This window comes from Bradyrhizobium sp. A11 (assembly GCF_042077125.1).
In the GTDB taxonomy this organism is placed as follows: domain Bacteria; phylum Pseudomonadota; class Alphaproteobacteria; order Rhizobiales; family Xanthobacteraceae; genus Bradyrhizobium; species Bradyrhizobium japonicum_B.
The window spans coordinates 5,783,313-5,806,723 of record NZ_CP149509.1; the positions used below are offsets into that span (position 1 = coordinate 5,783,313).

The 23,411-nt window shown below is 60.7% G+C and carries 20 protein-coding genes and 2 pseudogenes; 12 read left to right on the top strand and 10 right to left on the bottom strand.

Translation table 11 applies throughout. From position 1 onward, the window contains the following. Positions 1–97 precede the first annotated feature (97 nt). Complete coding sequence (locus WI560_RS27125; protein ID WP_375305655.1) at positions 98–781, bottom strand: TetR/AcrR family transcriptional regulator; 684 nt, start codon at positions 779–781, stop codon at positions 98–100. Positions 782–1,156: 375 nt separating this feature from the next. On the opposite strand from WI560_RS27125, the gene WI560_RS27130 reads away from it, so the two are divergent. The 8 genes and pseudogenes from WI560_RS27130 to WI560_RS27165 form a co-directional block, all read left to right on the top strand. After that, positions 1,157–2,053, top strand: coding sequence for an NAD(P)/FAD-dependent oxidoreductase (locus WI560_RS27130; protein WP_375308923.1), 897 nt, complete (start codon positions 1,157–1,159; stop codon positions 2,051–2,053). A gap of 58 nt (positions 2,054–2,111) precedes the next feature. Further along, entirely contained in the window at positions 2,112–2,489 is a 378-nt protein-coding gene (locus tag WI560_RS27135) for an antibiotic biosynthesis monooxygenase (protein ID WP_092188432.1), read from the top strand. A 138-nt stretch (positions 2,490–2,627) separates the two neighbouring features. Then, positions 2,628–3,545, top strand: a complete 918-nt coding sequence (locus WI560_RS27140) for an alpha/beta fold hydrolase (protein WP_375305656.1) — start codon at positions 2,628–2,630, stop codon at positions 3,543–3,545. 64 nt (positions 3,546–3,609) lie between these two features. Next, positions 3,610–3,678, top strand: a pseudogene (locus tag WI560_RS27145) (hypothetical protein); the annotation flags it as partial. Positions 3,679–3,829: 151 nt separating this feature from the next. Continuing rightward, positions 3,830–4,693, top strand: a complete 864-nt coding sequence (locus WI560_RS27150; protein WP_375305657.1) for a class I SAM-dependent methyltransferase — start codon at positions 3,830–3,832, stop codon at positions 4,691–4,693. A gap of 86 nt (positions 4,694–4,779) precedes the next feature. Beyond that, the gene (locus tag WI560_RS27155) at positions 4,780–5,886 is read left to right on the top strand and encodes an efflux RND transporter periplasmic adaptor subunit (protein WP_375305658.1); all 1,107 of its coding nucleotides are present in this window, start codon (positions 4,780–4,782) and stop codon (positions 5,884–5,886) included. A 173-nt stretch (positions 5,887–6,059) separates the two neighbouring features. After that, entirely contained in the window at positions 6,060–9,197 is a 3,138-nt protein-coding gene (locus WI560_RS27160) for an efflux RND transporter permease subunit (RefSeq protein ID WP_375305659.1), read from the top strand. 138 nt (positions 9,198–9,335) lie between these two features. Beyond that, a pseudogene (locus tag WI560_RS27165) lies at positions 9,336–9,481 on the top strand (3-phosphoshikimate 1-carboxyvinyltransferase); the annotation flags it as partial. A gap of 1,273 nt (positions 9,482–10,754) precedes the next feature. On the opposite strand, the gene WI560_RS27170 reads toward WI560_RS27165, so the two are convergent. The 3 genes from WI560_RS27170 to WI560_RS27180 form a co-directional block, all read right to left on the bottom strand. After that, a complete protein-coding gene (locus tag WI560_RS27170) occupies positions 10,755–11,078 on the bottom strand; it encodes a DUF736 domain-containing protein (protein WP_375305660.1) in 324 nt (107 codons plus the stop codon). A gap of 661 nt (positions 11,079–11,739) precedes the next feature. Next, positions 11,740–12,051 carry a DUF736 domain-containing protein gene (locus tag WI560_RS27175; protein ID WP_375305661.1) on the bottom strand — a complete coding sequence of 104 codons (312 nt, stop codon included), beginning with the start codon at positions 12,049–12,051 and terminating at the stop codon, positions 11,740–11,742. A 1,128-nt stretch (positions 12,052–13,179) separates the two neighbouring features. Then, the gene (locus WI560_RS27180; protein ID WP_375305662.1) at positions 13,180–14,295 is read right to left on the bottom strand and encodes an IS110 family transposase; all 1,116 of its coding nucleotides are present in this window, start codon (positions 14,293–14,295) and stop codon (positions 13,180–13,182) included. A 705-nt stretch (positions 14,296–15,000) separates the two neighbouring features. On the opposite strand from WI560_RS27180, the gene WI560_RS27185 reads away from it, so the two are divergent. Beyond that, positions 15,001–15,258 (top strand): hypothetical protein, encoded by a 258-nt coding sequence (locus WI560_RS27185; RefSeq protein WP_375305663.1) that lies wholly within the window; start codon positions 15,001–15,003, stop codon positions 15,256–15,258. Positions 15,259–15,274: 16 nt separating this feature from the next. Here the strand turns inward: WI560_RS27185 and WI560_RS27190 are convergent, their stop codons facing one another. The 3 genes from WI560_RS27190 to WI560_RS27200 are packed head-to-tail and all read right to left on the bottom strand — an operon-like array spanning position 15,275 to position 17,639. Continuing rightward, entirely contained in the window at positions 15,275–15,952 is a 678-nt protein-coding gene (locus WI560_RS27190; RefSeq protein ID WP_375305664.1) for an NAD-dependent epimerase/dehydratase family protein, read from the bottom strand. Between the two features lie 18 nt (positions 15,953–15,970). Next, entirely contained in the window at positions 15,971–16,672 is a 702-nt protein-coding gene (locus tag WI560_RS27195) for a hypothetical protein (protein ID WP_375305665.1), read from the bottom strand. A gap of 43 nt (positions 16,673–16,715) precedes the next feature. Continuing rightward, a complete protein-coding gene (locus tag WI560_RS27200; RefSeq protein ID WP_375305666.1) occupies positions 16,716–17,639 on the bottom strand; it encodes a Ku protein in 924 nt (307 codons plus the stop codon). Between the two features lie 146 nt (positions 17,640–17,785). Between WI560_RS27200 and WI560_RS27205 the strand changes: the two genes are divergently transcribed. Beyond that, positions 17,786–18,181, top strand: coding sequence for a hypothetical protein (locus WI560_RS27205; RefSeq protein ID WP_375305667.1), 396 nt, complete (start codon positions 17,786–17,788; stop codon positions 18,179–18,181). Between the two features lie 221 nt (positions 18,182–18,402). Here WI560_RS27205 and WI560_RS27210 read toward each other — a convergent pair whose 3' ends face one another. Then, positions 18,403–19,002, bottom strand: a complete 600-nt coding sequence (locus WI560_RS27210) for a hypothetical protein (protein ID WP_375305668.1) — start codon at positions 19,000–19,002, stop codon at positions 18,403–18,405. Between the two features lie 145 nt (positions 19,003–19,147). On the opposite strand from WI560_RS27210, the gene WI560_RS27215 reads away from it, so the two are divergent. Beyond that, positions 19,148–19,789, top strand: coding sequence for a Shedu immune nuclease family protein (locus WI560_RS27215; protein WP_375305669.1), 642 nt, complete (start codon positions 19,148–19,150; stop codon positions 19,787–19,789). A 56-nt stretch (positions 19,790–19,845) separates the two neighbouring features. Here the strand turns inward: WI560_RS27215 and WI560_RS27220 are convergent, their stop codons facing one another. Together WI560_RS27220 and WI560_RS27225 are read right to left on the bottom strand one after the other, a co-directional pair. Further along, entirely contained in the window at positions 19,846–21,414 is a 1,569-nt protein-coding gene (locus WI560_RS27220) for a hypothetical protein (RefSeq protein ID WP_375305670.1), read from the bottom strand. Positions 21,415–21,435: 21 nt separating this feature from the next. After that, complete coding sequence (locus WI560_RS27225; protein ID WP_375305671.1) at positions 21,436–22,314, bottom strand: WYL domain-containing protein; 879 nt, start codon at positions 22,312–22,314, stop codon at positions 21,436–21,438. 130 nt (positions 22,315–22,444) lie between these two features. On the opposite strand from WI560_RS27225, the gene WI560_RS27230 reads away from it, so the two are divergent. Continuing rightward, positions 22,445–23,410, top strand: a complete 966-nt coding sequence (locus tag WI560_RS27230; protein WP_375305672.1) for a CBASS oligonucleotide cyclase — start codon at positions 22,445–22,447, stop codon at positions 23,408–23,410. Position 23,411 lies beyond the last annotated feature (1 nt).

A 23,411-nucleotide genomic window follows, 5' to 3' on the forward strand; every position in this document is an offset into this window, starting at 1 on the left:
AGACCCTTCAGACGGCGTCGCCTGCTGGAGCTTGCCGCGCGCCTCAATGATTTTCAAACCGGTCGCGGTTGTTTTGACCACATCGGTCACGCACGATTCACATTTTGTCTTCTGAGCTCGGGGCAGGCCAACATCCGCCCGCGCGGTCGTTGCCACCGTGCGCGGCGATGAACATGGCGACGGCCGACCGGCAATAGGATTCGATTTCGTTGTCGTCCTCTGCTCTCGCCTCATCGAAGCGTCCGATCATCGGGAGATCGGATCCCTTGAAAAGCGCGGCAAACAAGCGGGCGGACCGGTGAGGATCGGGCACGTTCAGAACCGCCTTCGCGTGCAACTGGCGCAACAGGACCTCGGTTTGGGCGATGACATGGGCGGGGCCGGCTTCGAAATGGAGCCTGCTTAACGACTTTTGGTTCGTCTTGTCGGCCATGACCATGGCTTCGACACTGCGGACGTCCGGTCTCAACCGCGTGCGAAGCAGCAATGATCCCACCGCCATGAGCTGATCTTCGACCGAACCGTCGCCGCCCTCAAGAAGGATCTGTGGTGTAAACGACTGATGGCAGCCGGCCGCGATGGCCGCGCTGAACAGCGCCTCCTTGTTCTCGAAATGCCTGTAGATGCTGAGCTTGGATATCTTCGCCCGCCGGGCGAGCTTGTCCAATGTCGTCGCCTGAAAACCCAATTCCACAAAGAGTTCGCGCGCGGCGTCGACGATCGTTTGGCCAAGCGCCTCGTTGGCGGGCCGGCCGCGCCGGCCCTGTTTGTTTTCGGTCACGGCAATTCCGGTACTTGACAGTATTCTAATTCAGAATTACGATACTATGAAGTATCCTAAATGTGCAAGCCAATGGGTAGGTTTCAACTTGTCCTCCAAATCAAGCTTCCCGGGCGCCCGGCGATCTCGAATGCGGCATTGTCCGGCCGGCCAACACAGTGATGGGCGACTTTCTCGGCGAAGCCGAAGCCCTGCTCGCTGCCCGTCTCGAGCGCGTATCGTCTGACGATATTGCGCCGACCTGACACGAGAGATCCCATGCAACGACGGACCCTGCTGAAGCTGGCCGCGCTTTCCACCATCGGCCTCCCCCGCGCCCAGGCCACCGACGGGCCCCAGCCGACCCCCTCCACCCACAACACGGAGCGTATCACCATGGATGACGTCATCATCATCGGCGGCAGCTTTGCCGGTCTCGCCGGCGCCCTTCAGCTCGGCCGCGCCCGCCGCAAGGTCACCGTTCTCGATACCGGTCTGCCGCGCAACCGCTTCGCCGGCCACTCGCACGGCCTGCTCGGCCACGATCACAAGCCGCCGCTGGACATCCTGGCCGAGGCGCGACGGCAGCTGGCGCGTTATCCCACGATCAAGCTGGTCAGTGCCCGGGCCGACAGCATCTCCGGCGCCATCGACAATTTCTCCGTCCTCACGTCCGATGGCAAAAGCTTTGGAGCGCGCCGTCTGATCCTGAGCTATGGCCTCACTGACCAGATGCCTGCTGTTCCGGGCTTTGCCGAAGGCTGGGGCACGTCCATCGTGCCCTGTCCCTATTGCGACGGCTTTGAAGTCGCCGGCCAGCATTGGGGCCTCGTCTGGTCCGGCCCGCAGTCGCACAACCAGGTCAGGCTGTTCCGCGATTGGACCGACAATTTGACCCTCTTCGCCGATGGTCACGACATTCCGCCCGATATCCGGGCCGATCTGGCGCGCCGCAACGTACCCGTCGTCGATGGCCGGATCACCGGGATCGCCCAACGCGGGGCCCATAACGCCACCGTCAGGCTCGATGCGGGCCCCGATGTCGCGGTCGACATCCTGTTCGCTCACCCGCGCAACAAGCCGTCCGCAAGCCTGCATGAATCACTGGGCCTCGCCACGGTCAAAACCCCCCTCGGCATCATCCTCAAGGTCGACGATCGCCGCGAAACCAGCATGCCCGGCATCTACGCCGCCGGCGACCTTGCCAATCCCATCACGCCGCCATCGGTCACCCTGGCATCATCGCACGGCGCGATGGCGGGTATCTTCGCCCAGCAGTCGATGGTGGTTTGAGAGCAAGCAGCATCGAACACGCCAGTTTCGTTTTTCACATCAGACGGGGATACTCCACATGGAAGTCCTAAAGAAATTCAAGCCGCTAAACGATGAATTCCCGCTTGAGCGCCAACTTGGCATCTCGGCCGCGCCAATCGTGCTCATCAACATATTCACGGTCGGTGCCGGTGACGAAGAGGGCTTCCTAAACGCCTTTATAGCCGCTGGCGAAACCCTGAAGAAGCAGCGTGGCTTCATCTCTACCCAACTGCACCGAGCGATCGGCGATAGCCCGATCTTCCTGAACTATGTGGTGTGGGAATCCACAGAGACGCTCCGCGAAGCCTTCTCCCGTCCCGAATTCGTCGCGAAGGTTTCGGCCTATCCACCATCCGTCGTAGCCACCCCGCACCTGTTCCAGAAGGTCGCCGTCCCCGGCTTTTGCACGGCCTGACTCCGGAAATATGGCACGGCGCGATGGCGGGTATCTTCGCCCAGCAGTCGATGCTGGGTTGAGAGCACAGAACCGGTGTCATCGAGAACCGAGTGGCCGGTTGACCCCGCAGTTCACCTGACGCCTGAGGAGATGCACGTGTCCAAAACCAGAAACACCGAAGCCAGCATCGGCATCTCTCGTCCGACCGCTGTTGGAGAAGCCCCACGCATGGAGTTCGAACACGTCACCTTCGACCTGCCACACGGCACCTTTCACGCGTTGCAGGGTGGTGATCCCGATGGCGAACCGACGATCGTCTTGCACGGCTTCCCGGACCATCCGCCGACCGCGAAGCCCTTCCTTGCCGAGCTCGGCCGCCGTGGCCGTCACGTCGTCGCACCCTGGCTTCGCGGTTACGCGCCGTCCCCGACGGCGGGACCGTTCGACTTCGCAGCCCTCACCGGCGACGTGCTCGCGCTGATCGACCGCTGGTCTCCGGGGCGAGCCGTGGAGCTGGTTGGCCACGACTGGGGCGCGCTGATCACATATGATGCCTGCGTCACCGCGCCGGAGCGGATCGAACGCGCGGTCACGCTCGCAATCCCGCACCCACTCACCTTCATGAGCCGGCTGACGGACCCCGCTCAGCTGCGCCGGAGCTCTTACATGGGGCTCTTTCAACTGCCGGGAAGCGGCTGGATCGCCACCGCCCGCGATCTCGCCTTCATCGACCGCCTCTGGCAACAGTGGTCGCCCGGCTTCTCGCTCGATCCCGCTCTCAAGGCGGAGCTACACGAGCACCTGCGGGCGAGCATGCCCGCGCCTCTGAAGTACTACCGGGCGATGCTGCGGCCTGGCATGCTTGGGGCGACGCGCCGTATGTCTCGGCCGATCACGGTGCCCATGTTGCAGCTTCACGGTGCCAACGACGGCTGCATCCTCCCTGCGCAAGTCGATGACCGACATCGGTTCGCCGCCTGGCGCGCGATGGAGGTCGTCCCCAACGTCGGTCACTTCCTGCACATCGAGGCCCCCGAGGTGATCGCCGAACGGATCGCGGCATGGGCCGAGTAGAGGATCACTCGTCCAGGCCGAAGTCAGGACTGTCGACAACGTCGCGCGTTTTGGGGGCGAGGAGTTTGTGGTGTTGCTGCGCGAAATCGGTCTTGGCAGCGCGTTTCTGTTGGCGGAGCGCATAAGCCAGCAGATCAGCGGTGGTGCGATAGAGGCCCGTGGCAAGAAGATCGTCAGCGTAATCGCATCTATTCGAGATGATGCGCGCTTTGGCAGCGATCCGGACCCCTCGTCTCGATCAAAGGATTCCGAGTTAAGACCAAAATCAGAACAAGGATTGTGGCATGGCAGAGAAGAAAGTTTATCAGGTGGCCGACTGGAATGGCCAAAGCGGGGAGCGCTGGGTCGCCCACCAGGCCCGGCTCGACGCCATGGCGGCGGTGTTCGGCCAGACCGCGATCGAAGCCGCCGCGCCCGCGACGGGCGAGCGCGTGCTGGACGTCGGCTGCGGCGCGGGCGCGTCGAGTCTGGCTCTGGCCGCCCGCGTCGGCGCGGGGGGCCATGTGCTGGGCGTGGACATATCCGAAGCGCTGATCGGCCGAGCGCGCGCGCTGGCGCCACAGGATACACCGGTCCAGTTCCAGGTGGCCGACGCCAGCAGCGCCGAGCTGCCCGAGGGCGCGTTCGACATCCTGTTCTCACGCTTCGGAGTGATGTTCTTTGACGATCCTACGGCGGCGTTCGCTCATATGCGCCGTGCGCTCAAGCCGGGCGGGCGGGTCGCTTTCGTCTGCTGGCGTGGCCTGGCCGAGAACGATTGGGTGCGCCTGCCGATGGACGCGATCAAAGGCATCGTCCCGCCGATGGCGCCGCCCGATCCCGAAGCGCCCGGCCCATTCTCGTTCGGCGACCGGGCGCGGGTGGCTCGCATCCTGACGGCGGCCGGCTTCACCGATATCGCTTTCGCGCCCTTCGATGCTTCCATCCCGTTTGGCGAGGGCGCGACGCGGGACGCGGCGATCGACGATGCTGTGAAGATGACGTTCGAGGTCGGCCCGCTGTCGCGCCTGCTGGCTGACCAGCCCGACGACATCCGGGCCCGCGCATTGGCCGCGGTTCGTGCCGCCTTTGCGGGCTGCCCCGGCGAGCGATCGGTGATGATCGACAGAGCGACGTGGATCGTCACGGCGCGCAATCCCACAAGCTGACAGGGATTAGATCGGCGGCCATGAGAGCAAGCACTTTTTTTGATTAGTCGACAGTCTTCTCATTCGAGACGCAGGAGTGTTCTTCGATGTTCGTCCGGTCGGTTTTGTTGACCTATTCCAGGCTGTTGACAGGCGTGTCGCTGGCCCTGACGGCCGCTTCGCTGGCCGGCTGCAATGACACCGTGGCCGAGAAGGCCGAGCCGCCGCGGCCGGTTCTGGTCGCGACCGTGCATTATGATTCCGAGACGCCGGAGCGGAGCTTCGTCGGCACCATCAAGCCGCGGATTGAGAGTGACCTCAGCTTCCGCGTCGCCGGCAAGGTTGCCAAGCGCCTCGTCGAAGTCGGCCAGACCGTCGAAATCGGCCAGCCGCTCGCGACCCTCGATGAAGTCGATCTGAAGCTCCAGGCCGAACAGGCGGTTGCCGAACAGACGGCTGCCACAGGCGTGCTGGCCCAGGCCGCCGCTGCCGAGCAGCGCGCCAAGGATTTGAAGGCCAAAGGCTGGACCACCGATGCGGCGATGGATTCGAGCCGCGCCGCCGCCGACGAGGCCCGTGCGCGTCTCGACCGCGCCATCCGTTCGGTCGAGCTGACCAAGAATTCCCTTTCCTACGCGACACTGGTTGCCGATGCCCGTGGCGTCGTCACCGCAACGCTGATCGAGCCCGGCCAGGTGGTCGCCGCGGGCCAGGCTTCGATCCGTGTCGCCCGCTTTGCCGAGAAGGAAGCGGTCGTCGCGATCCCTGAAACGCTGGTCGGACGTGCCAAGTCGGGCGCCGCCAGCGTCACTCTTTGGTCGGAGCCGGGCAAGAAATATACCGCGAAGCTGCGCGAGATCGCGCCGACGGCCGATCCGGCCACGCGCACCTATCTTGCGAAATTCTCGCTGCCCGAGGCCGACGACAAGGTCTCGCTCGGCATGACGGCGACGCTGACGCTGTCGGACGCCGCGACCGAGCGCGTCGCGCGGCTGCCGCTGTCGGCGCTGTTCAACGAAGGCGGCAAGCCCTCCTTCTACGTTGTCGACGACAACGGGGCGCTCACCTTGAGGCCGGTTGTGGTGAAGTCCTACGACAGCAGCGACGTCATCATCACCGGCGGTGTGGAAGAGGGCGCCAAGATCGTCGCCCTCGGCGTGCAGAAGCTTGATCCGAGCCAGAAGGTACGGATCCAGTCATCACTGTCTTTCTAGAGTTTACACGTCCGTTGCAAGGCGAGTTTCGGCCCGAGCGCAAATGCTGGGGCTGAAGCGGCGGAGCGATCCAGAACCTGCCCAGCCCCCTGGATTGCTTCGCTGCCTCGCGACGACGGATTGAACAGAGTGGCTGTCGTTTTGGCAATTGGATCGATTTTCCGGAGAGAGCGATGAAGCGCTTCAACCTTTCGGCCTGGGCCGTCAGCCACCCGACGCTGGTTCTCTTCCTTATGGTCATGCTCGGCGTCGCCGGCTACTTCTCCTATGAGAAGCTCGGCCGGGCCGAGGATCCGTTCTTCACGGTGAAGGTGGTCAACGTCTCCGTGCTGTGGCCGGGCGCGACCGCGCAGGAGATCCAGACCCAGGTCGCCGATCCCATCGAGAAGAAGATCCAGGAGCTGCCCTATTTCGAGAAGGTGCAGACCTATTCCAAGCCCGGCTTCACCGCGCTCCAGGTGACCTTCCGCGACAGCACCCCGCCGAAGGACGTGCCCTATCTCTTCTACCTCTTGCGCAAGAAGCTGGTCGACGTCCAGGGCCAGCTGCCGTCCGGCATCCTCGGCCCCGTCGTCAACGACGAGTTCTCCGACGTCGATTCCATCCTCTACATGATGACCGGCGACGGCGCCGATTACGCCCAGCTCAAGAAGATCTCCGAAGGCTTTCGCCAGCGCCTGCTGAAGGTGCCTGGTGTGACCAAGGTCGACGTCTACGGCAACCAGGACGAGCGCATCTTCGTCGAGTTCAGCCACGCCAAGCTCGCGACCCTCGGCATCACGCCGCAGGCGCTGTTCGATTCGCTCGCCAAGCAGAACAACGTGACGCCCGCCGGCACGGTCGAGACCTCCTCGCAGCGCGTGCCGCTGCGCGTCACCGGGGCGCTCGACGGCACCAAGGCCGTCGCCGAGACCCCGGTCGAGAGCAACGGCCGCGTGTTCCGCCTCGGCGACATTGCCACCGTCACCCATGGCTATGTCGATCCGCCGGCCTTCGTCGTCCGTCAGGAAGGCAAGGCCGCGATCGGCATTGGTGTCGTCACCGCCAAGGGCGCCAACATCCTTGACCTCGGCAAGGAGGTCGAGAAGGCGACGGCCGATTTCATGAAGGCGGTCCCGCAGGGGATCGATGTCAAGCTGATCGCCGATCAGCCCAAGGTCGTCGAGCATGCCGTCGGCGAGTTCGTGCATTCCTTCATGGAAGCGCTCGTCATCGTGCTGTTCGTCTCGTTCCTGGCACTCGGCTGGCGCACCGGCATCGTGGTCGCGCTGTCGGTGCCCCTGGTGCTCGGCATCGTCTTCATCGTCATGAACATGATGTCGCTCGACCTGCACCGCATCACGCTGGGTGCGCTGATCATCGCGCTCGGCCTGCTCGTCGACGACGCCATCATCGCGGTCGAGATGATGGTGGTGAAGATGGAGCAGGGCTGGGACCGCATGCGCGCGGCATCCTTTGCCTGGGAATCAACTGCGTTTCCGATGCTCACGGGAACGCTGGTCACGGCCGCTGGCTTCCTCCCCATCGGCTTTGCCAATTCCGCGGTCGGCGAATATGCCGGCAGCATCTTCTGGATCGTTGCGATCGCCCTGGTCGCCTCCTGGTTCGTGGCGGTGATCTTCACGCCCTATATCGGCGTCAAGCTGCTGCCGGAGATGAAGGCGCACCACAACCACGATCCGCACGCGGTCTACGAGACCCGCATGTACCGCGGCTTGCGCGCCATCGTGCAATGGTGCGTCAACCACCGCATCACCGTGGTGGCCGCGACCGTCGGCGTCTTCGTCGCCTCGATCGTCGGGTTCGGCCATGTCCAGCAGCAATTCTTCCCGCTGTCGGAGCGGCCCGAGCTGTTCTTCCAGCTGCGCCTGCCCGAGGGCACCGCCTTCAACGTCACCGAAAAGGCCGTGAAGAAGGCCGAGACGCTGCTGAAGGACGACAAGGACATCGAGACCTATACGTCCTATGTCGGCCAGGGCTCGCCGCGCTTCTGGCTCGGCCTCAATCCGCAGCTGCCGAACGAGGCCTTTGCCGAGATCGTCATCGTCGCCAAGGGCGTCGAGGCGCGCGAGCGCATCAAGGCCAAGATCGAGAACGCGGCTGCCGAGGGCTTCCTGTCCGAGGCGCGCGTGCGCGTCGACCGCTTCAATTTCGGTCCTCCCGTCGGCTTCCCCGTGCAGTTCCGAGTGATCGGCCCCGACGCCAACACCGTGCGCGAGATCGCCTACCAGGTCCGCGACGTCATGCGGCAGAACAAGAGCGTCAAGGATGTCCAGCTCGACTGGAACGAGCAGTCGCCTTTCCTCAAGCTCGTCGTCGACCAGGACCGCGCCCGTGCGATGGGCCTGACGCCGCAGGACGTTTCACAGGCGCTCGCAATGCTGATCTCGGGTGCGCAGGTCACTACCATCCGTGACGGCATCGAGAAGGTCGCGGTGATCGCGCGCGCGATCCCGTCCGAGCGCCTCGACCTCGGCGGTGTCGGCGATCTCACCATCACCTCAAAGAACGGTGTGGTCGTGCCGCTGCAGCAGATCGCCAGGATCGAGTACGCCCACGAGGACCCGATCATTTGGCGGCGCAACCGCGACATGGCGATCACCGTGCGTTCGGACGTCGCCGACGATGTGCAGGCGCCCGACGTCACCAGCCAGATCACGCCGAAGCTCAAGCCGATCATTGACCACCTTGAGCCGGCCTACCGCATCGAGGCGGGCGGTGCGTTCGAGGAGTCTGCGAAGGGCAACGCCTCGATCTTCATCCTCTTCCCGCTGATGGTCATGGTGATGCTGACGCTGCTGATGATCCAGCTGCAGAGCTTCTCGCGCCTGATCCTGGTGTTCCTGACCGCGCCGCTCGGCATCGTCGGGGCCTCCTTCGGGCTCAACGTCGCCAATGCCCCGTTCGGCTTCGTGGCGCTGCTCGGCCTGATCGCGCTTGCCGGCATGATCATGCGCAACACGGTCATCCTGGTCGACCAGATCGAGACCGACGTTTCTCACGGCCTGCCGCGCCGCGAGGCGATCGTGGAAGCCACCGTCCGCCGCGCCCGTCCGGTGGTGTTGACGGCGCTCGCCGCCATCCTGGCCATGATCCCGCTGTCGCGCTCGGCCTTCTGGGGCCCGATGGCGATCACCATCATGGGCGGTCTGTTCATCGCGACCTTCCTGACGCTGCTGTACCTGCCGGGCCTCTACGCCCTGTGGTTCAGGAAGAGCCTGGACGAGGCCGGCAAGCCCGAGCAGCCTGCCGCGCAGCAGCATGGGAGCGATGACCCCCACGCAATTCCGCTTGCTGAGAAGCAACGCTGATTGACGAGTCCTGACAGATGACACTGGTTGCGGAACATATTGAAGGCGATAGCCGGGATCGTATCCTCGAGGTGGCCGAGCGGCTGTTCCGCCAGATCGCTATCAGAGGCTCGCCGGCCAGACTTTGCCAACTCGCATCGAGACCACCGCATCGCCATGAGCTTTGCGCTCGCGGCGCTCAGGATCGGCGGGATCGTCATTCTGGACCCGAGTGCGTGGGCAAGACCTATCCCGGCTATTGGGCTGCGCTGCGCTCGCTCGGCGTGGAAACGCGGGCTGCCTAAGCCGCGACGATCGTCTCGTCCTTGAGATTTGGTTTCGGAGAGAACCCGGTTGTGGCCGGCGTGCTTGGCCGCGTGGGGCGCGGTAACATGCTCGTGCGACGCGCACCTTCGAAGCCCACGCCATGCACTACCGCGGAACGTCGACGCAAGACCGCGCGTGGCTCGCCGAGTTCCTCGAAACTCTTCGACAGATCTCGTTGCTCAGTCCGCTGCGCTCACGGCAACTAGAAGCAGTTGAGATCTGATACAGACGTGCATCATCAGCAAGTCAAAGGGCTTACCGCATCGTAGCGACACCGTGCGCGCGACTAGCGACAAGTCTTGGATGTGCAGACAACCACTTAGCCGCCTTTCGGCGACAGTGCTTTTATCTTGCCCTACTCCCTCTGCTCATTGTTGCTCGCTCACTCTTCCTCTGTTTGACGAACTCGTGTCTGCTGATCTACGGATCAGCAGACAAATCTCCTATCTTTTCTTGTCTGTAAAAGAGGGAGATGTGCGACAAAAAGCAGCTCGGATCATTGCGGCGGATCCTCCAATAGCGCCCGCAGAAACACGTCGGCTGACGGCCGACCCATTGAGAAAAAGCAGCCGCGACTTGGCAGTTGATTTGCGAAGTCCCACTGCTTGCGCGCTTGCGATAGCGATCGTGACCCGAAGGGCCGAGACACCCCTAGGGTGGCTCGGTGAGGAGCGAAGCGACGAGTAGAGCGCGGGCCGAAGGCATCGCCCGTACGCCATCAATACGCAATTATTGCACTCCTCCGCGAACTCCTGCCCGCGTGGGCGAGGTCCTTTAGTGACGGATAGTCCAGGGATCAACGCACAGAACTAGACCCCTTCTGTCTGCAAAAAGGGCGATCCTGATGCTAAAAGTCCCAGCTAAGGCACACCCGATGCGCCAGCTTGAAACAAGCGATTTGAGGCAGAAGAACGCTAAAAGCTCGACCCTTCGGCACGCGTCCAAACCATCAATTCTGTCCTCTCTGCCGTGCATAATTTGACGCACACGCCAGCGGCGACTGAGTGATTTTGTGCTTCGAAACGATGAGAAAAAGCCATCGAACGACCTTCAATTCGAGGCAAGATTCCGTTCCGTGCGAGTGTGTTTCTTCGATCATGATGAGATGTTTCGCAGGCAGTTCAGTCGCCGCTCGCTCTTCGACGTGCCCCAGTTGGAGGCGCTCTTACACCGGTCTGCGATCTTCAAAACCTTGTATCCGCGACATAAGAATGGGCTCCCGCGCGATGCGCGGGAGCCCAGTTTTTCGACCTAATCGACAGGATTCCAGATCAGGAAGAAGCTGCCGTCACCGTGGAGGCCAGCCGTTCGACCAAGGTTGGCACAGAGCTTACGACCTCCGAGGCCAGGTGCTGCAAATGACAAGCTGAGATAGTCCGCTCCGCGGCCCTCGCCGGTCAAAATCCGGCCGGATCCGACCTCGAGCCCGTGGGTGAAAATGCGGAAGTCCGGTGATGTATCGCCGGACTTGTCGCGGTTGGGCACGATGTCGATGTCGACGCAAATGGGCAGAAGTTTGAGCTGGCCCCTGAAGCCACCGTAAAGTGTGCGGGTGACGAATCCTATCGCGGTCATGGTCTATCTCCTTCGTTGCCGCAAGGGCCGATGCCCTGCGATGGCAAGACCGTCATGGCGGCCGGCACCCATCCGAACCCTTGGGGCGAAGCGCGGCGGCGCACCTGAGCCCGCTCCTTTTTTGCAGCGAAGCGGCCGCGAGGAGCCGGCTTGCGGCGGGGAAAAAAGGAAGCGTGCGAGGGTTTCGGATGGGGGGCGGCTGCCATAGGTCGTAACGCCATGAGCAGGGAATCGTCCCTTTGGGCGAAGGAGACGGGCCTTGCCGAGAGCGGTTACTCAACGCACAAAACGGCGCGTGGGCAACGCTTCGATGAATGCGTTAGTGCGCGAGTTTCTCGCGATCGAGAGCCGATTACCTCGCCGGGAAGGCCGTTCGGTTACGCATCCGAGGCATGGTCCTGGTGCGGGCTATCAAGTCGAAGCGGCGCAATTGGCCGACCACGTAAGCGGTGATTGAGCTTGCAAACCACGCGACGAAGAGGTCTCAAAAGCTCCATTCGTCGCCACTCGGCGCGTCGAACCGGCCCAAGTTGCGCCGCGAATACACGGCTGCGCGCCTCTCTTTGGAGGGAGAAAATGCTCTTTTACCTTCCTTCCAAGCGGCGATAGAAACGCAAAGAAGGCCCCGCCTCCGAGGAGGCGGGGCCAATGATCCCCGGCGTCAGTCGCCGTTGCGGCGCGACCAGATCAGGGAGAAGCCTTCCTCGCCTTCGACCTTGACCAGCGAGGCGTAGATCGGAGCCGGGAAGCTCGGATCGTCGAGCTTGACCGAGAGATATTCGCGGTCGCTGTCGCGGACCGTCTTCTTCCAGGCGGCGCCGAATTCGGTGCTACCGGCGAAAATCCGGTAGTCGGGAGCCTTGTCGTTGTCCTTCTCGGAGGCCAAGAACTTGGCCTTGATGTTCAGCGTCAGCGTCTTGATCGAGCCGCTGTAGCCGTCGTCCGAAGCGGTGAAGGTGCCGAGGGTCGCCATGGTGATCTCCGTCTGTCTGTTGCTCGGGCCGCGCCCATCGCAGCCTCGATGGCGATCCTTGGCCCGGGGAGCGATCGGCCCGCAGCCGTAAGGCCCGCAGCGCCAGCGGAGGACGGCGAAAGCCTGCTTTTTTGACTTCCCGCGAGGAATGCCGCCCCTTGGCGGCAGGGGAAAAAAGCAGGCGTGAGCCGTTGCGGGAAGGCGATCGAGGCTCTTGCCGTCCCTCGGGCCTGATCAGCCATTCGAGGGTGCGTTGGACGCGAGTCCGTGACGGAACTGATGGCGATGACCATGGCGGCCACCGCCCACCACAGCGGTGGAAAACGGCCGGATCGATCAAAAGAAAAGCCAACGTCTGCGCATCAAACGCAAGAACAATCGACCGGAAAAATCAAGCGAACCCAACCGCATCTTCGCATCAAGAAACGACGGCGCAGTCCAGAATTACTCGTGCGATAACGCTCTCGGTACGCGAAGCCAGGACACGATCAATATCCGTTGCCCGATCGCCTCGCCAGCGCAGAAGGAGATGAGAGGCTGCCTCGCAGGTCACCGCATATAGCGAAGCTCAGTTGGATCGTAGCCCACATTTGGGTGCAGCGCGCAGTCCGCGCCTGCACCCCTGCCCGTCGGCGAGACCGGGGGTAGCAAGTGCCAGGGCGACCCGAGCGGAGGGGGATCGCCCGCCCGAAAGGGCCGCTCGAAGAGCGGGTCTGCACGGGCGCATGTCAGCCGTTCGAGAAGGTGATGCCCGTTCGAAAGCACGGAAGACCGGGGAGACCGCTCGGGTCGGCGCCGGCGCCAGCCGGCGCTTTACCCTGGCGCGCGCGAGGGGCGGAGCCCCTTCCATGTCCTTTTGCAAGGAGAAAGACGCGGAGCGTCCATCATCGCACCGGAGGTGCGCTGGTGAGTACTGTTGCGAGGTGATGCTGTCAGGTCGGGAGCAGAACGACGATGGCGACGGTCGATCAATCTTCCATTCGCGGGTCGAGACCGCATGAGCGTTTTTCGCCGCGGGCCCACCTCGGACTTAGAGCGGGCGTCGGGGTGAACCGGCCCGATGGGGCTCTCGAGGGTTGCCCTGACCGAGTGTCCTGCTCCCGGCCAAACAGGCCGGCGTCAGCTTGACTACGTTGTCACCGGCTTCACCTCCCGGCCGATCGCCCAGATGAAGCCGCAGAGCTCGCGCGCGATTGCTGCCACGACGACGGTAGGCTTCTTTCCAGCGGCGCTCAGCATCCGATATCGTTTGCAGAGCCGAAGCTGCGCCTTCCAAGCAATATCCCGAACTGCTTTTGGAAGACGCACGATCACTTCAGCCTTCTCTTTCGCGACACGAGGCGGATAACGATAGCTCCAGGCGGCCTCGATCAGCATGCGCCGAGCCTCGGTGTTGCCAGTCTTAGTGATACCGCCACGTCGGATCCGTTCACCACTCGACTGCTCTGAAGGCACCAGGCCGAGATACGCCATTAAATGGCGAGCACTCTCGAAGCGAGCCAGATCACCGATCGCCGCGACAAATGTTGCGGATGATATAAAATCAAGCCCTCGCAACGCGCGTAGCGCTTCCACGAGGGGTCCCATCGTCCAATCGGCAGCTATGGCGCTGATGCGACCGACGAGTTGGTCGCGCCGTTCCTGGGTTGTCCAAACTGCTTCTAGATAGTCCTGGAAGACAATCTGGTGCGCGGGCTGATCGAATGTCTGGCCTGCAAGCCACGAACGATGTCGTTGTGTCCAGTGTTTGCCGGTATCGTAGGAGCGGCCGTGGCGCAGCAAAAATGCCAGCAATTGCTGTCGTGACCGCATGAGGTGCATCGATGCATCCATCCGAGCCCTGGTGAGATCACGCATGGCCTCATGTCCCTCGTCTGGAACCCATACCCGCGTGAGGTCGCCAGAGCGGTGCAAAATTGCCAACTTCTGGGAGTCGCGGCGATCAGTCTTGATCCGTTCCCCCGGCTTGCGCGGGATCATGGATGTTGCGGCGACAGTGCAACCGTGTCCCAGCGTGGTCAGCTGGCGATAGATGACATAGCCGCAAAAGCCAGCTTCGTAACAAAACTCCAGTCGATGGCCGTCCTTGGCCAAGCGTTTGCTCAGCTTGGATAGTGCCGCCGGCGTATTTGGTACCGCTCCGATGAAATTGACCGCTCCCTCGCGTCCATCTTCAGCCACTGTCACCGAAATGCTGACTTTGTGAACGTCGAGCCCCACGTAAAGAACCTTTTGCATCTGCATTCTCCGATGTCGAGCCGCCGCGCCTTCATACGCGGCGGCGGCTCAACTGTGACGGAAACCGGTGGCGCCGCTATGGAGGCGCTAAAGGACATACGGACTAAGCTCTCGAGCGTTGGAATATTGAGCAAGTCAGCGCAGGTGAGAACAAGACCAGAGTGAGAGAATCAAAAGAGGCACCCGCAGGAGGGTCAGCATAGCGCCGACGCGAAAGCGGCGGGACCCGGGACCGAGTGCAGTCGCGAGACCGGTTCAAGAAGGCACCCGCGCGACGGGCAGTGATAGCGGTGCCGCGAAGCGGCAGCCCTTCGTGCGAGTGCCTCCGGCGAGCGACACACTATCCTCTTGCGCGAGGGATCGAAGCCGAAGGCCGTGACGCGAAGCGGCGCGGTTCACGAGAGCCCGGTGCGGCCATTGCCGCACGTGCCTAAGAAGAAAACCACGAAAACATACTTCGAAAAGTCTGGCCCCGTTTGCGGGCTTTTTCTGCGCGTCAAGGATTCAAATTCCGTAGCACCTCTTCGATTATTCTCACCTGTCCTGGCGTCGTCCCGTCGCAACATTCAGTCGGCTACCCACTGCGCGAGAACAACTCGCGGCCACTTATGGAACTGCAAATCTTGAGCCCCGCCGTTACGAATCCCAGCTTTGTGGTAGGAGGGGAACGAATGGCGGACATAACGATTCGTCGTATGAGGAGCCATTTCGATGCTGATGACGCGTGAACGAAGGCCGCCGATACGGACACTGCGCGGATGGGCAATCCACGTGCTCCAGGAAGCCGGCGCTATCCGCGAATGCGAGGAGCACGGTTGGATGCAGGATCGCGCCGATCCACATGCGCGAGACCGGGCCGATGATATCGCCCGTCGAAATCCGCCAACAGGCGTCTCCGCCGATGAAGCCGGGGCCGAGGTTCGCCAGGTGCTGGACTCGATCGGCGATACCTGCCCGGAATGTCCCTGACTGAGCAATTAGTGGACTATTTCAACGCACGAGACCGCTGTCTCATCGCTCCATTCTCAAGATACGCGACCCCAGTTTGGGCCGAGCCGCCGATGAATTCGGCGACAAAGGCGCGCCCGATATCGTCCTGCTCGATCGTGCCAAAACGCCCCGGAATCAGGCGTCCCAACCAGGCTACATAGCCCGGCGTGTGAACATTGCCTGCAATGATCCCCGGGCGAAATATCGCGAGCCGTTTGAAACCGGTTGCTTCAACTGCCTCTTCCTTGAGCCCCATTACGCGCACATAGCGAATCCTGCTTTTCGCAGCGCTTCCCACTGCCGAGAGCAGAGAAAAATGCGTGATACCCCCGTCTCGACAACCGCGGGCAAAGCCACCGACCACGCCAATTTCAAGAGCCTTTAGTTCCTCTTCACTCCACTTCAGGCTGCCTTGACCGACGCCGACACAGGATGCCCCATAGACGGGATCGCCTTGCGCCATGATGCTTTGGGCAAGCTTGGTCACCTCTGAGGGAAACTCTACAGCGGCCGTATCAAGGACCACCTGCCGCACACGGGGACCAGCGCTCAGGGAGGTCGCCCTGCGATTGACCATCACGACTTCAGCGCAGGAAGGCTCCGCGGCGAGGGCACGGACCACCGCAGCACCCACCTGCCCCGTGCCACCGATGATCAAGACACGAAATGCCATTTTACGCCTTTGACGAGATCATGACTGCGGCTCAGGAGCATAAGCAATCTTCGCGAGCGCCTTGTTCGCGTCACCACGGCCTTGGTACGTGCCCAGCAACTCGCCCTTATCGGCGATCTCTTTGATTCGGTACATGATCCAGCGCTTGTCCTTGCCTTGCCCGATACGAAACGCGCGGCCATTGCGGCGGCAATAGAACGCATCGGACTTCTCGATTTTAGTCCATCCGCAATCGGCGCCCAAGAGAAAGCGCTGCTCCAACTTTACTCGCTCCTCCTCCCTCCACCGGCGGTACTGTTCCTGTTGCTCTTGCCTTAGCCGCTCCTCTTCACGCTCTATGTGCTCTTGCAGCGCGCCAATGATCGCACGCATTTCTGTGCCCGACGCCTTTTCTGCTTGATACAGCGCGAGACAACTGTCCCTGAGTTCATCCTTTGGGTAGATTGAATGCGGCTCCTCCCAGATCGCGCGCAGGCGCTGCTCGACATCGGTTTTCGTCACCGGCGGACCGGGCAACGTGTTCAGAAAAGATTGAAGATCCTCTACAGGTATCCAGCAGGGAGCCGCAGCGTTTGCGATCTCTTCCCGACCCGCCTCCCACTTCTTCCACACTGAGCTCGCTCGATCGAGTGCCTCCACAATATCTCGCGCGAGCTTGTTTACGCTGTGGGGATCGCGCAGATGTCGCAATGACGGGCTTTTGACGAAGTCAAAAAGCAAGGACGCAACCGCGTATTGACGATCGGGGTCCAGGGACTGCTCCTCAGGCTGACTTCCGCTGCGCCTTTGCCGCTGGCTTCTTTGCCGTAGCTTCCTTCGCCGGCTTCTTGCCGGCGATCGGCATGAGCATTTCCTTCTGACCGCTCGCGACCTTGCGCGGCTTTTTGGCCGTCTTGGAGACTTTTGCCGCCTTTTCGTCGCCAATGCTCTTGCGCAATGCGTCCATCAAATCGACGACATTCTCGCCACGTGGTCGCGCTTTCGCGGTGACGGATTTGCCGGCGCGCTTCTTGTTGATGAGATCAATGAGGGCGGTTTCGTACTGGTCCTCGAACTTGTTTGGCTCGAAGTGACCCGCCTTCTGATTGACGATGTGCCTGGCGAGATCGAGCATGTCCTTGGTGACTTTGACGTCCTGGATCTCGTCGAAATACTCGTCCGCAGAACGCACCTCATAAGGGTAGCGCAGCAGCGTTCCCATCAGGCCCTTGTCCATGGGTTCGAGGGCAATGATGTGCTCGCGATTGGTCAGCACCACGCGTCCGATCGCGACTTTGTTCATTTCACGGATGGTTTCGCGGATGACGGCGAACGCATCGTGCCCAACCTTGCCGTCGGGACACAGGTAATAGGGCCGGATCAGATATCGCGGATCAATCTCGCTACGGTCGACAAACTCGTCGATCTCGATGGTTCGCGTCGATTCCAGCGCGACGTTCTCGAGCTCCTCCTTGGTCACCTCGATGAAGGTGTCGGTGTCGACCTTGTAGCCCTTGACGATGTCCTCATTGGCGACCTCCTCGCCCGTGTCGGCGTCGATCTTGGCGTACTTTATGCGATGGCCGGTCTTCCGATTGAGCTGGTTGAACGAAACCTTTTCGGATTCGGAGGTGGCCGGATACAGCGCGATCGGACAGGTGACGAGCGAAAGGCGCAGGAAGCCTTTCCAGTTAGCGCGGGGGGCCATGGCCAGGAAACTCGGATACTGATTGCCGGATTCAAGACGATCTGCAGGCCTTGGTTCCGACATCGCGCCCGGGCCAACGGGACGATTTTTTCTCGGCGACCAGATGGGCGGACTCGACTTTTGTTCACTTTATGTTCTAATTCGGAATGACCGACCGACCCGCGAGCTGGCGCATGCCGACCCCGAAGCAAATGGAAAAACTAGCCGCCGAAGCTGCCCGGAGGCCGGCTTCCCCCTCTGCGACTCCAGATGCGCCGCTCCCGGCCGAATACTGGGAGTCTGTCTTCAAGGACCCTCGCGCCATCGCGACCGAGGCCCAGATGCGGCAGCGACGCCTCTCCGAGATTCAGCGCCACGTGCTCCGCATCTCCTGCCGTCGCTGCGAGCGGACCGTGGAAATCCAGACTGCCGATGCCGTCCGCTTATATGGCGGCAACGCGATCTGGAAGGACGTCGCGCAGCGGCTGCTCGACACCACCTGCCAGCAGCGGACCGGCAGGCATGAGGAAGACGGGTGCTGGCCGGCGTTCGAGACGCCGTAGCCGGCTCCGGATCGCCGATCCGATCTCTTTGCGCCTGGATGTCCGGATGGCCCCGAAGATCACCCTACGCCCCCGTCGGGCAGCGACCGCAAGGCTCTGGCGAAAGAGCTGCGCGCGGAGAATAAAATCTCACTTTAGATCGCAAAGTGAGGCGCAGACCCGGAAGGCAAGATCACTCGGGACAGGATAGTGGTTAGATCCGGGGAGCAGATGTCTCATCGCTATTCATGAAGCTTATTGCGCAGCTCTTCCAGGGCCCATTTCTTCAACTGCGCCGGCTCCTTCACCTTAAACACCCCTTTCTCAGAGCGCCGCATCCCTAGGAACCGAAGAATACGAACAAGAACATATCGCCGAGCTTCAACTTGCCGGTGCAATTTGTTCTTCGGATCAAATTCGAGCCCGGCGGAGAATTGAAATCTCTCGTCGCCAAAAGGAAGCCGGCTCAAGAACACGATAAGGCTGAGGCACTGCATGGCATAGATCAGCATGCGCACTGAGGCATCCGACACTCGCCCTAGAAATCCTGGCCACGGTTCTTTCTCGTGGTCAACGGCAAACATGATCATTGCGGCGTTGACGTAGCTCGGGTGTACCGACGACGACAGAAACTTTCCTTCTTCCCTTCTGAAGGTTTCATATTCTACCCACCAAGTCTGAGCGTGTTCCTTCAGGGGCAAGGCGGCCAAGATAGCTTTTCTCGCCCTGCCTCGCTGAACATGGTTGCGCCAGAATTTTTCAGGCTCTTCCTCCTCCTGAAAGTCAGCCCGCAGATCTGGCCGCACTATCAGCAAGGCCAAGACGTCCGAATATTCAGCCAAGGAGCGAGCCAAGATTTTTGCCGCCACATCGTGACCAAGACAAGCTTGATGGCGAACCGACAGAGCAAGCGAGCATAAGGCGGACGCTAAATGGGCGTAGGCGAAATCTTCTCGCTTGAGATCACCGTGATTGGAAAGCAGAACGGTGGAAACCTTCGCTTCTCACTCTTTTTCGGTCGACGAGTGCGCCGCGCAGCTTGATACATTTGATGAGCTGCTCAGCTCAAAAACAGAACTCAGCGAGCGAGACGACATTCTTCCGTTCTTCAAAAAGAATACACAGCTCGCTTCGTTCATAAGCACGTACGTCCCCGATATTGCCAATCCGGATCGCATCGCAACGGAGTACGACATCTTTGGTGATTTTGCCTGCGATCTTGCGATAGGAGACTCGACGTCAAAGAGCTTTCTTTTGGTGGAGTTTGAGGATGCTAAGCCGAACAGCTTGTTTGTCACGGCAGGCAAGAAGGCAACGCCTGAATGGGCGCCGCGCCTTGAGCATGGGCTTTCACAAGTTCTGGACTGGTTTTGGAAGCTTGGCGATATGGAGAAATCTGACGATTATGAAAATCGGTTTGGGGCACGGCATGTAAGTTTTAATGGACTGGTTGTTGTCGGAAGAGATCAGCAGCTCGAGGCACGTGAGAAGATTCGCCTGAGATGGCGCCAAGATCACACGGTAGTACACTCAAAGAAGGTCTCGGTAGTAACCTTTGACCAACTGGCCCGCGATCTTCGCTATCGACTCTCGCGATATTCACAGATCGCGCAGGCAAAGCAGGCATGATCGGGCAATGCATCTAGATCGCTTGTGTGCGTCCTGCCCCGAGCATCCGTAGAATTTCAGTTCGACTTGCGGGTGGCCTGGTGCTGCCCGACATAGCCTATAACCACTTTCTGCGCTTTGTCGTCGAAGAAGAAAGCGACACGAATCGTGTGGCGCGGCTCGGTGCTAACGCCGTATCCGATGTGCTCTCTTAGCTTGACTCGGGCGCCGCCGTAAGTGACTTCGTAGTCTGCCGCATAAGTACTCATTGTGATTTCAGACTGGTGGGCATTGTACCTGAATTGGCAGCTTTCTCGGCAGGAGTGGTCCAAATCAGCGCATCTCTCAACTCCTGTGCGCGCGTTCCAATACGTCGTCGCCAACCAATTGAAAGCTGCATACAACAACTCCGGCTGTTCAAATTGAGAGGCCTCCTTTGACAACCGACCGTCGAGTACTTCTATGCGGTTTGCGAAATCCTTGCGCGCGGCATCAATCGCCTCATCCGTCGTTTCAATTCCCGGCACATCAGCGGGCTGGCTGTCACGATCGGCGGCCTTCGAACGCTGCGCCTGAAGATACATGTTCTTCCAAAGCCGGATCTCACCATCGCGCTCCAACAGCGATTCCGATACTGCCGCTAATTCTTTGCGCACCGCATCGAGAGCTCCCAGGTCCGTCTCGTATTGCCGCAACCACTCGTCGGAAATTTTACGTGACTCGTTTTGGGCTGACTTTTGCAAGACGTGGATTGTGCGGCGGGTGTTTTCACGTTCTATGTCCTCCCAGCGAACGAGACCGGGCGCATAGCGCGTAATCGAAGCTGTACCGATCAGGCGCAGTAATTCTGCGTTAATATTCCGCTCGCGAAGCTGCTGCGCGTTCCACCAACGATGTCGATAAGGTGCGTCTTCGGCCTGCATGCGCGGCCAATAAAGGCGCACAGTTCCATCATAAGCGTTGAGCCGATTATCGAGGTAATCGGTAAGGTTCCAGCTCAGCTGGACGGAATCAGCGACGCACACATACGCGATTCCCACTAGCGTGCTCGCAAGCTGCGATGGATCGCACAGAAGCGATTCATCGTGATTGGTGCGGCTGATGAAAACAACCGGCATTGAGCGCTTAGGGTTGAGCAAGAAGCCGGTGAAGGGCTCGGCTTCGTTGGCAGCAATATTGAAGTATTTCGACTTCAGCGGAAACTCCGCACGCCCGCCGTATCGATCCATAATCGTGTATACAATGCGCGGTCGAGACGACGGCGGTCGCATCACGAACGAACGGTCGTCAGCGCCCCCGGCCGCGACCGTGACCGAGAAGCGCAATGTTGGCTGCGGCTTTTCAGAACGCACAATGATGCAGTCGGTTCGCCAGAGGAGCCGCGACTGCGGGTCACCGTGCTCGAACCGGACAGCGGCGACATCCCGTTCTTCAATCTCATCTTGCCAACGAAGCACTTGGATTTTTTCGCCACCCGCAAACATAAGGGGCTCAGTGAGGTTTGACCAATCTTCCGGACGGGCAAGCGGCCTGCGCGCGTTCTTAAAAAGCCAATTCGCCACATGCTCAAGAACCTCCGCCACAGTCGGCGGCGGAGTGTCGGCTTGTTCACCCAGCAGGAATGTTGAGAAGTAGGTGGGTTGCACCGTGTCCCTCAAAAACGTCGGCTAGTATGCGATTCGTCGTAAAGTTTTATCGTACTCTTTCTTGTTGGCCACAACTATAGGTGTTTCTTTAGGTCGATCCTGCTTCTCGGCAACGTCTAGGCGTAGACGCTTGTCGAGGTAGTAAAGTAAGGCGAGCCGCACCTTCAATTCACAACGGCCATCGCTCATGCCGTAGTCGCGCTCGATCGTTTTCTGTTGCGCCGCGGAGAGTTTTGGGTTGGGCACGAGTACCACGGTGAACGTGCTATGCCATTCGTGATCATCAGATGACTTCGCTTCAGGCGCGCCCGTTAGGCCGACAGCGAGGCACCTTGAGATGATGAAGTCCTTGAAAGCACGCTCGATGTGACAGAAGGCTCGTAAGTGCCATCGCAAGCCATCTGTACCGAGCGCGTGTGGCGTGATCCAGCGCCACATGGGCTCCGGCCTGCTGTCGTTCAGCGACTGATATTCGATGTGCACGGAACGCTCGGTCCGTATCGCTGTCAGGAAAAAGCGTAACGTTTCCGGGTCCACTCGCCGCGACGGAACGGGCGTCACCCCCACCTCCGCGAGCGGAAGCATCCACGTGTCGAGCGGCGAAATAACATCCTCAGCAAGGGCGCGCATTTGGGCGAGATAGCGCTCGGCATTCGGCCTCAGGATACGCGGCTCAAAGGTGTCGGACGGAAGGTAGCGCTTGCCGCTGCTGTCGTAGCGCAGGTTGTCCGGAGCCCGCTCGCGGTATTGAGCTAAGTCAGCGGAGGCTTGGGGGATCGACACCCCGAATCTCTCCTTTAAGTCCGAGCGGTTGACGCTCCCCTCCCAAAACAGACGAAACTCAATAAATTCAAGACGTTGTTCCGCACCCCAGCGGGGCTTGGCGGCGGGCTTGTCCACTGCGCACTCCGAATATCAGTATAGTTTCTTGACAGGTCGTGTTTCTTTATCCATAGGAAGACTAGACCCATCCCCGTTGCGTAGTCAACGATTCCGTTGGCCGCTGCACGGACTGCTTTTGGATTTAACGATGAGCCGCAGCCACGTTGATCATGCCGATATCGTCCGCTTTGCTTCCGAGCGAGTAAACCTTCCCAAGGAGCAGGCCGATGAGTACCGCGCGCAAGTGCGTCGTCTGCGTGAGCGGCTTGAAACCTATCTGGCCGAACACCCGGACTTTTCGCTCCGCAAAATGCTTTTGTCGGGCAGTCTTGCCAAGGGTACCGCCCTTCGCACGCTCAACGACATCGACGTGGCCTGCTACATCAGCGGAGCGAACGCGCCCAAGGATGTCAGCGCGCTAATCGAATACCTCGCCGAACGGCTTCGCAAGGCATTCCCGAACTTCTCGCCCGACCAAGTCAAGCCGCAGACCTATAGCGTGACCGTGTCCTTCAAGGGCACCGGCCTCGACGTTGACGTTGTCCCGATCCTCTATGATGGCGACAAGGATTGGTATGGCAACCTCGTGAGCCAGGAAGACGGCTCCTTCCTGAAGACCAATATTCCCTACCACCTTGAGTTCATTCGCAAGCGGAAAGCGGCACATGAAAAGGACTTCGCGCAGGTTGCGCGTCTCCTGAAGTTCTGGACGCGCAAGCTGAAGAACGAGCAGGAAGGCTTCCGTTTCAAGTCTTTTATGGTCGAGTTGGTACTCGCTCATCTCGCCGACGGCGGCGCCAATCTCTCGGACTATCCGGAAGCGCTGCAGCATTTCTTCACCTACGTCGCCAAGAGCAATTTCCGCCAGCTCATCGTTTTCGGTGACTACTACCCAGTTTCCAGCGTCGGCACGATCACCGAGCCTGTGAAGATCATCGATCCGGTCAACGCGGTGAACAACGTCAGCCGCCTTTATACGGCGCAACAGGCCGACGCCATTGTCGATGCCGCACTCGACGCGGGTGATGCGATTGACGCGGCGCTCGCCGCGCCAACCAAAGGAGAAACGGTTCGGTACTGGCAGCGGGTCTTTGGATCCTCATTTCAGGTGTGAG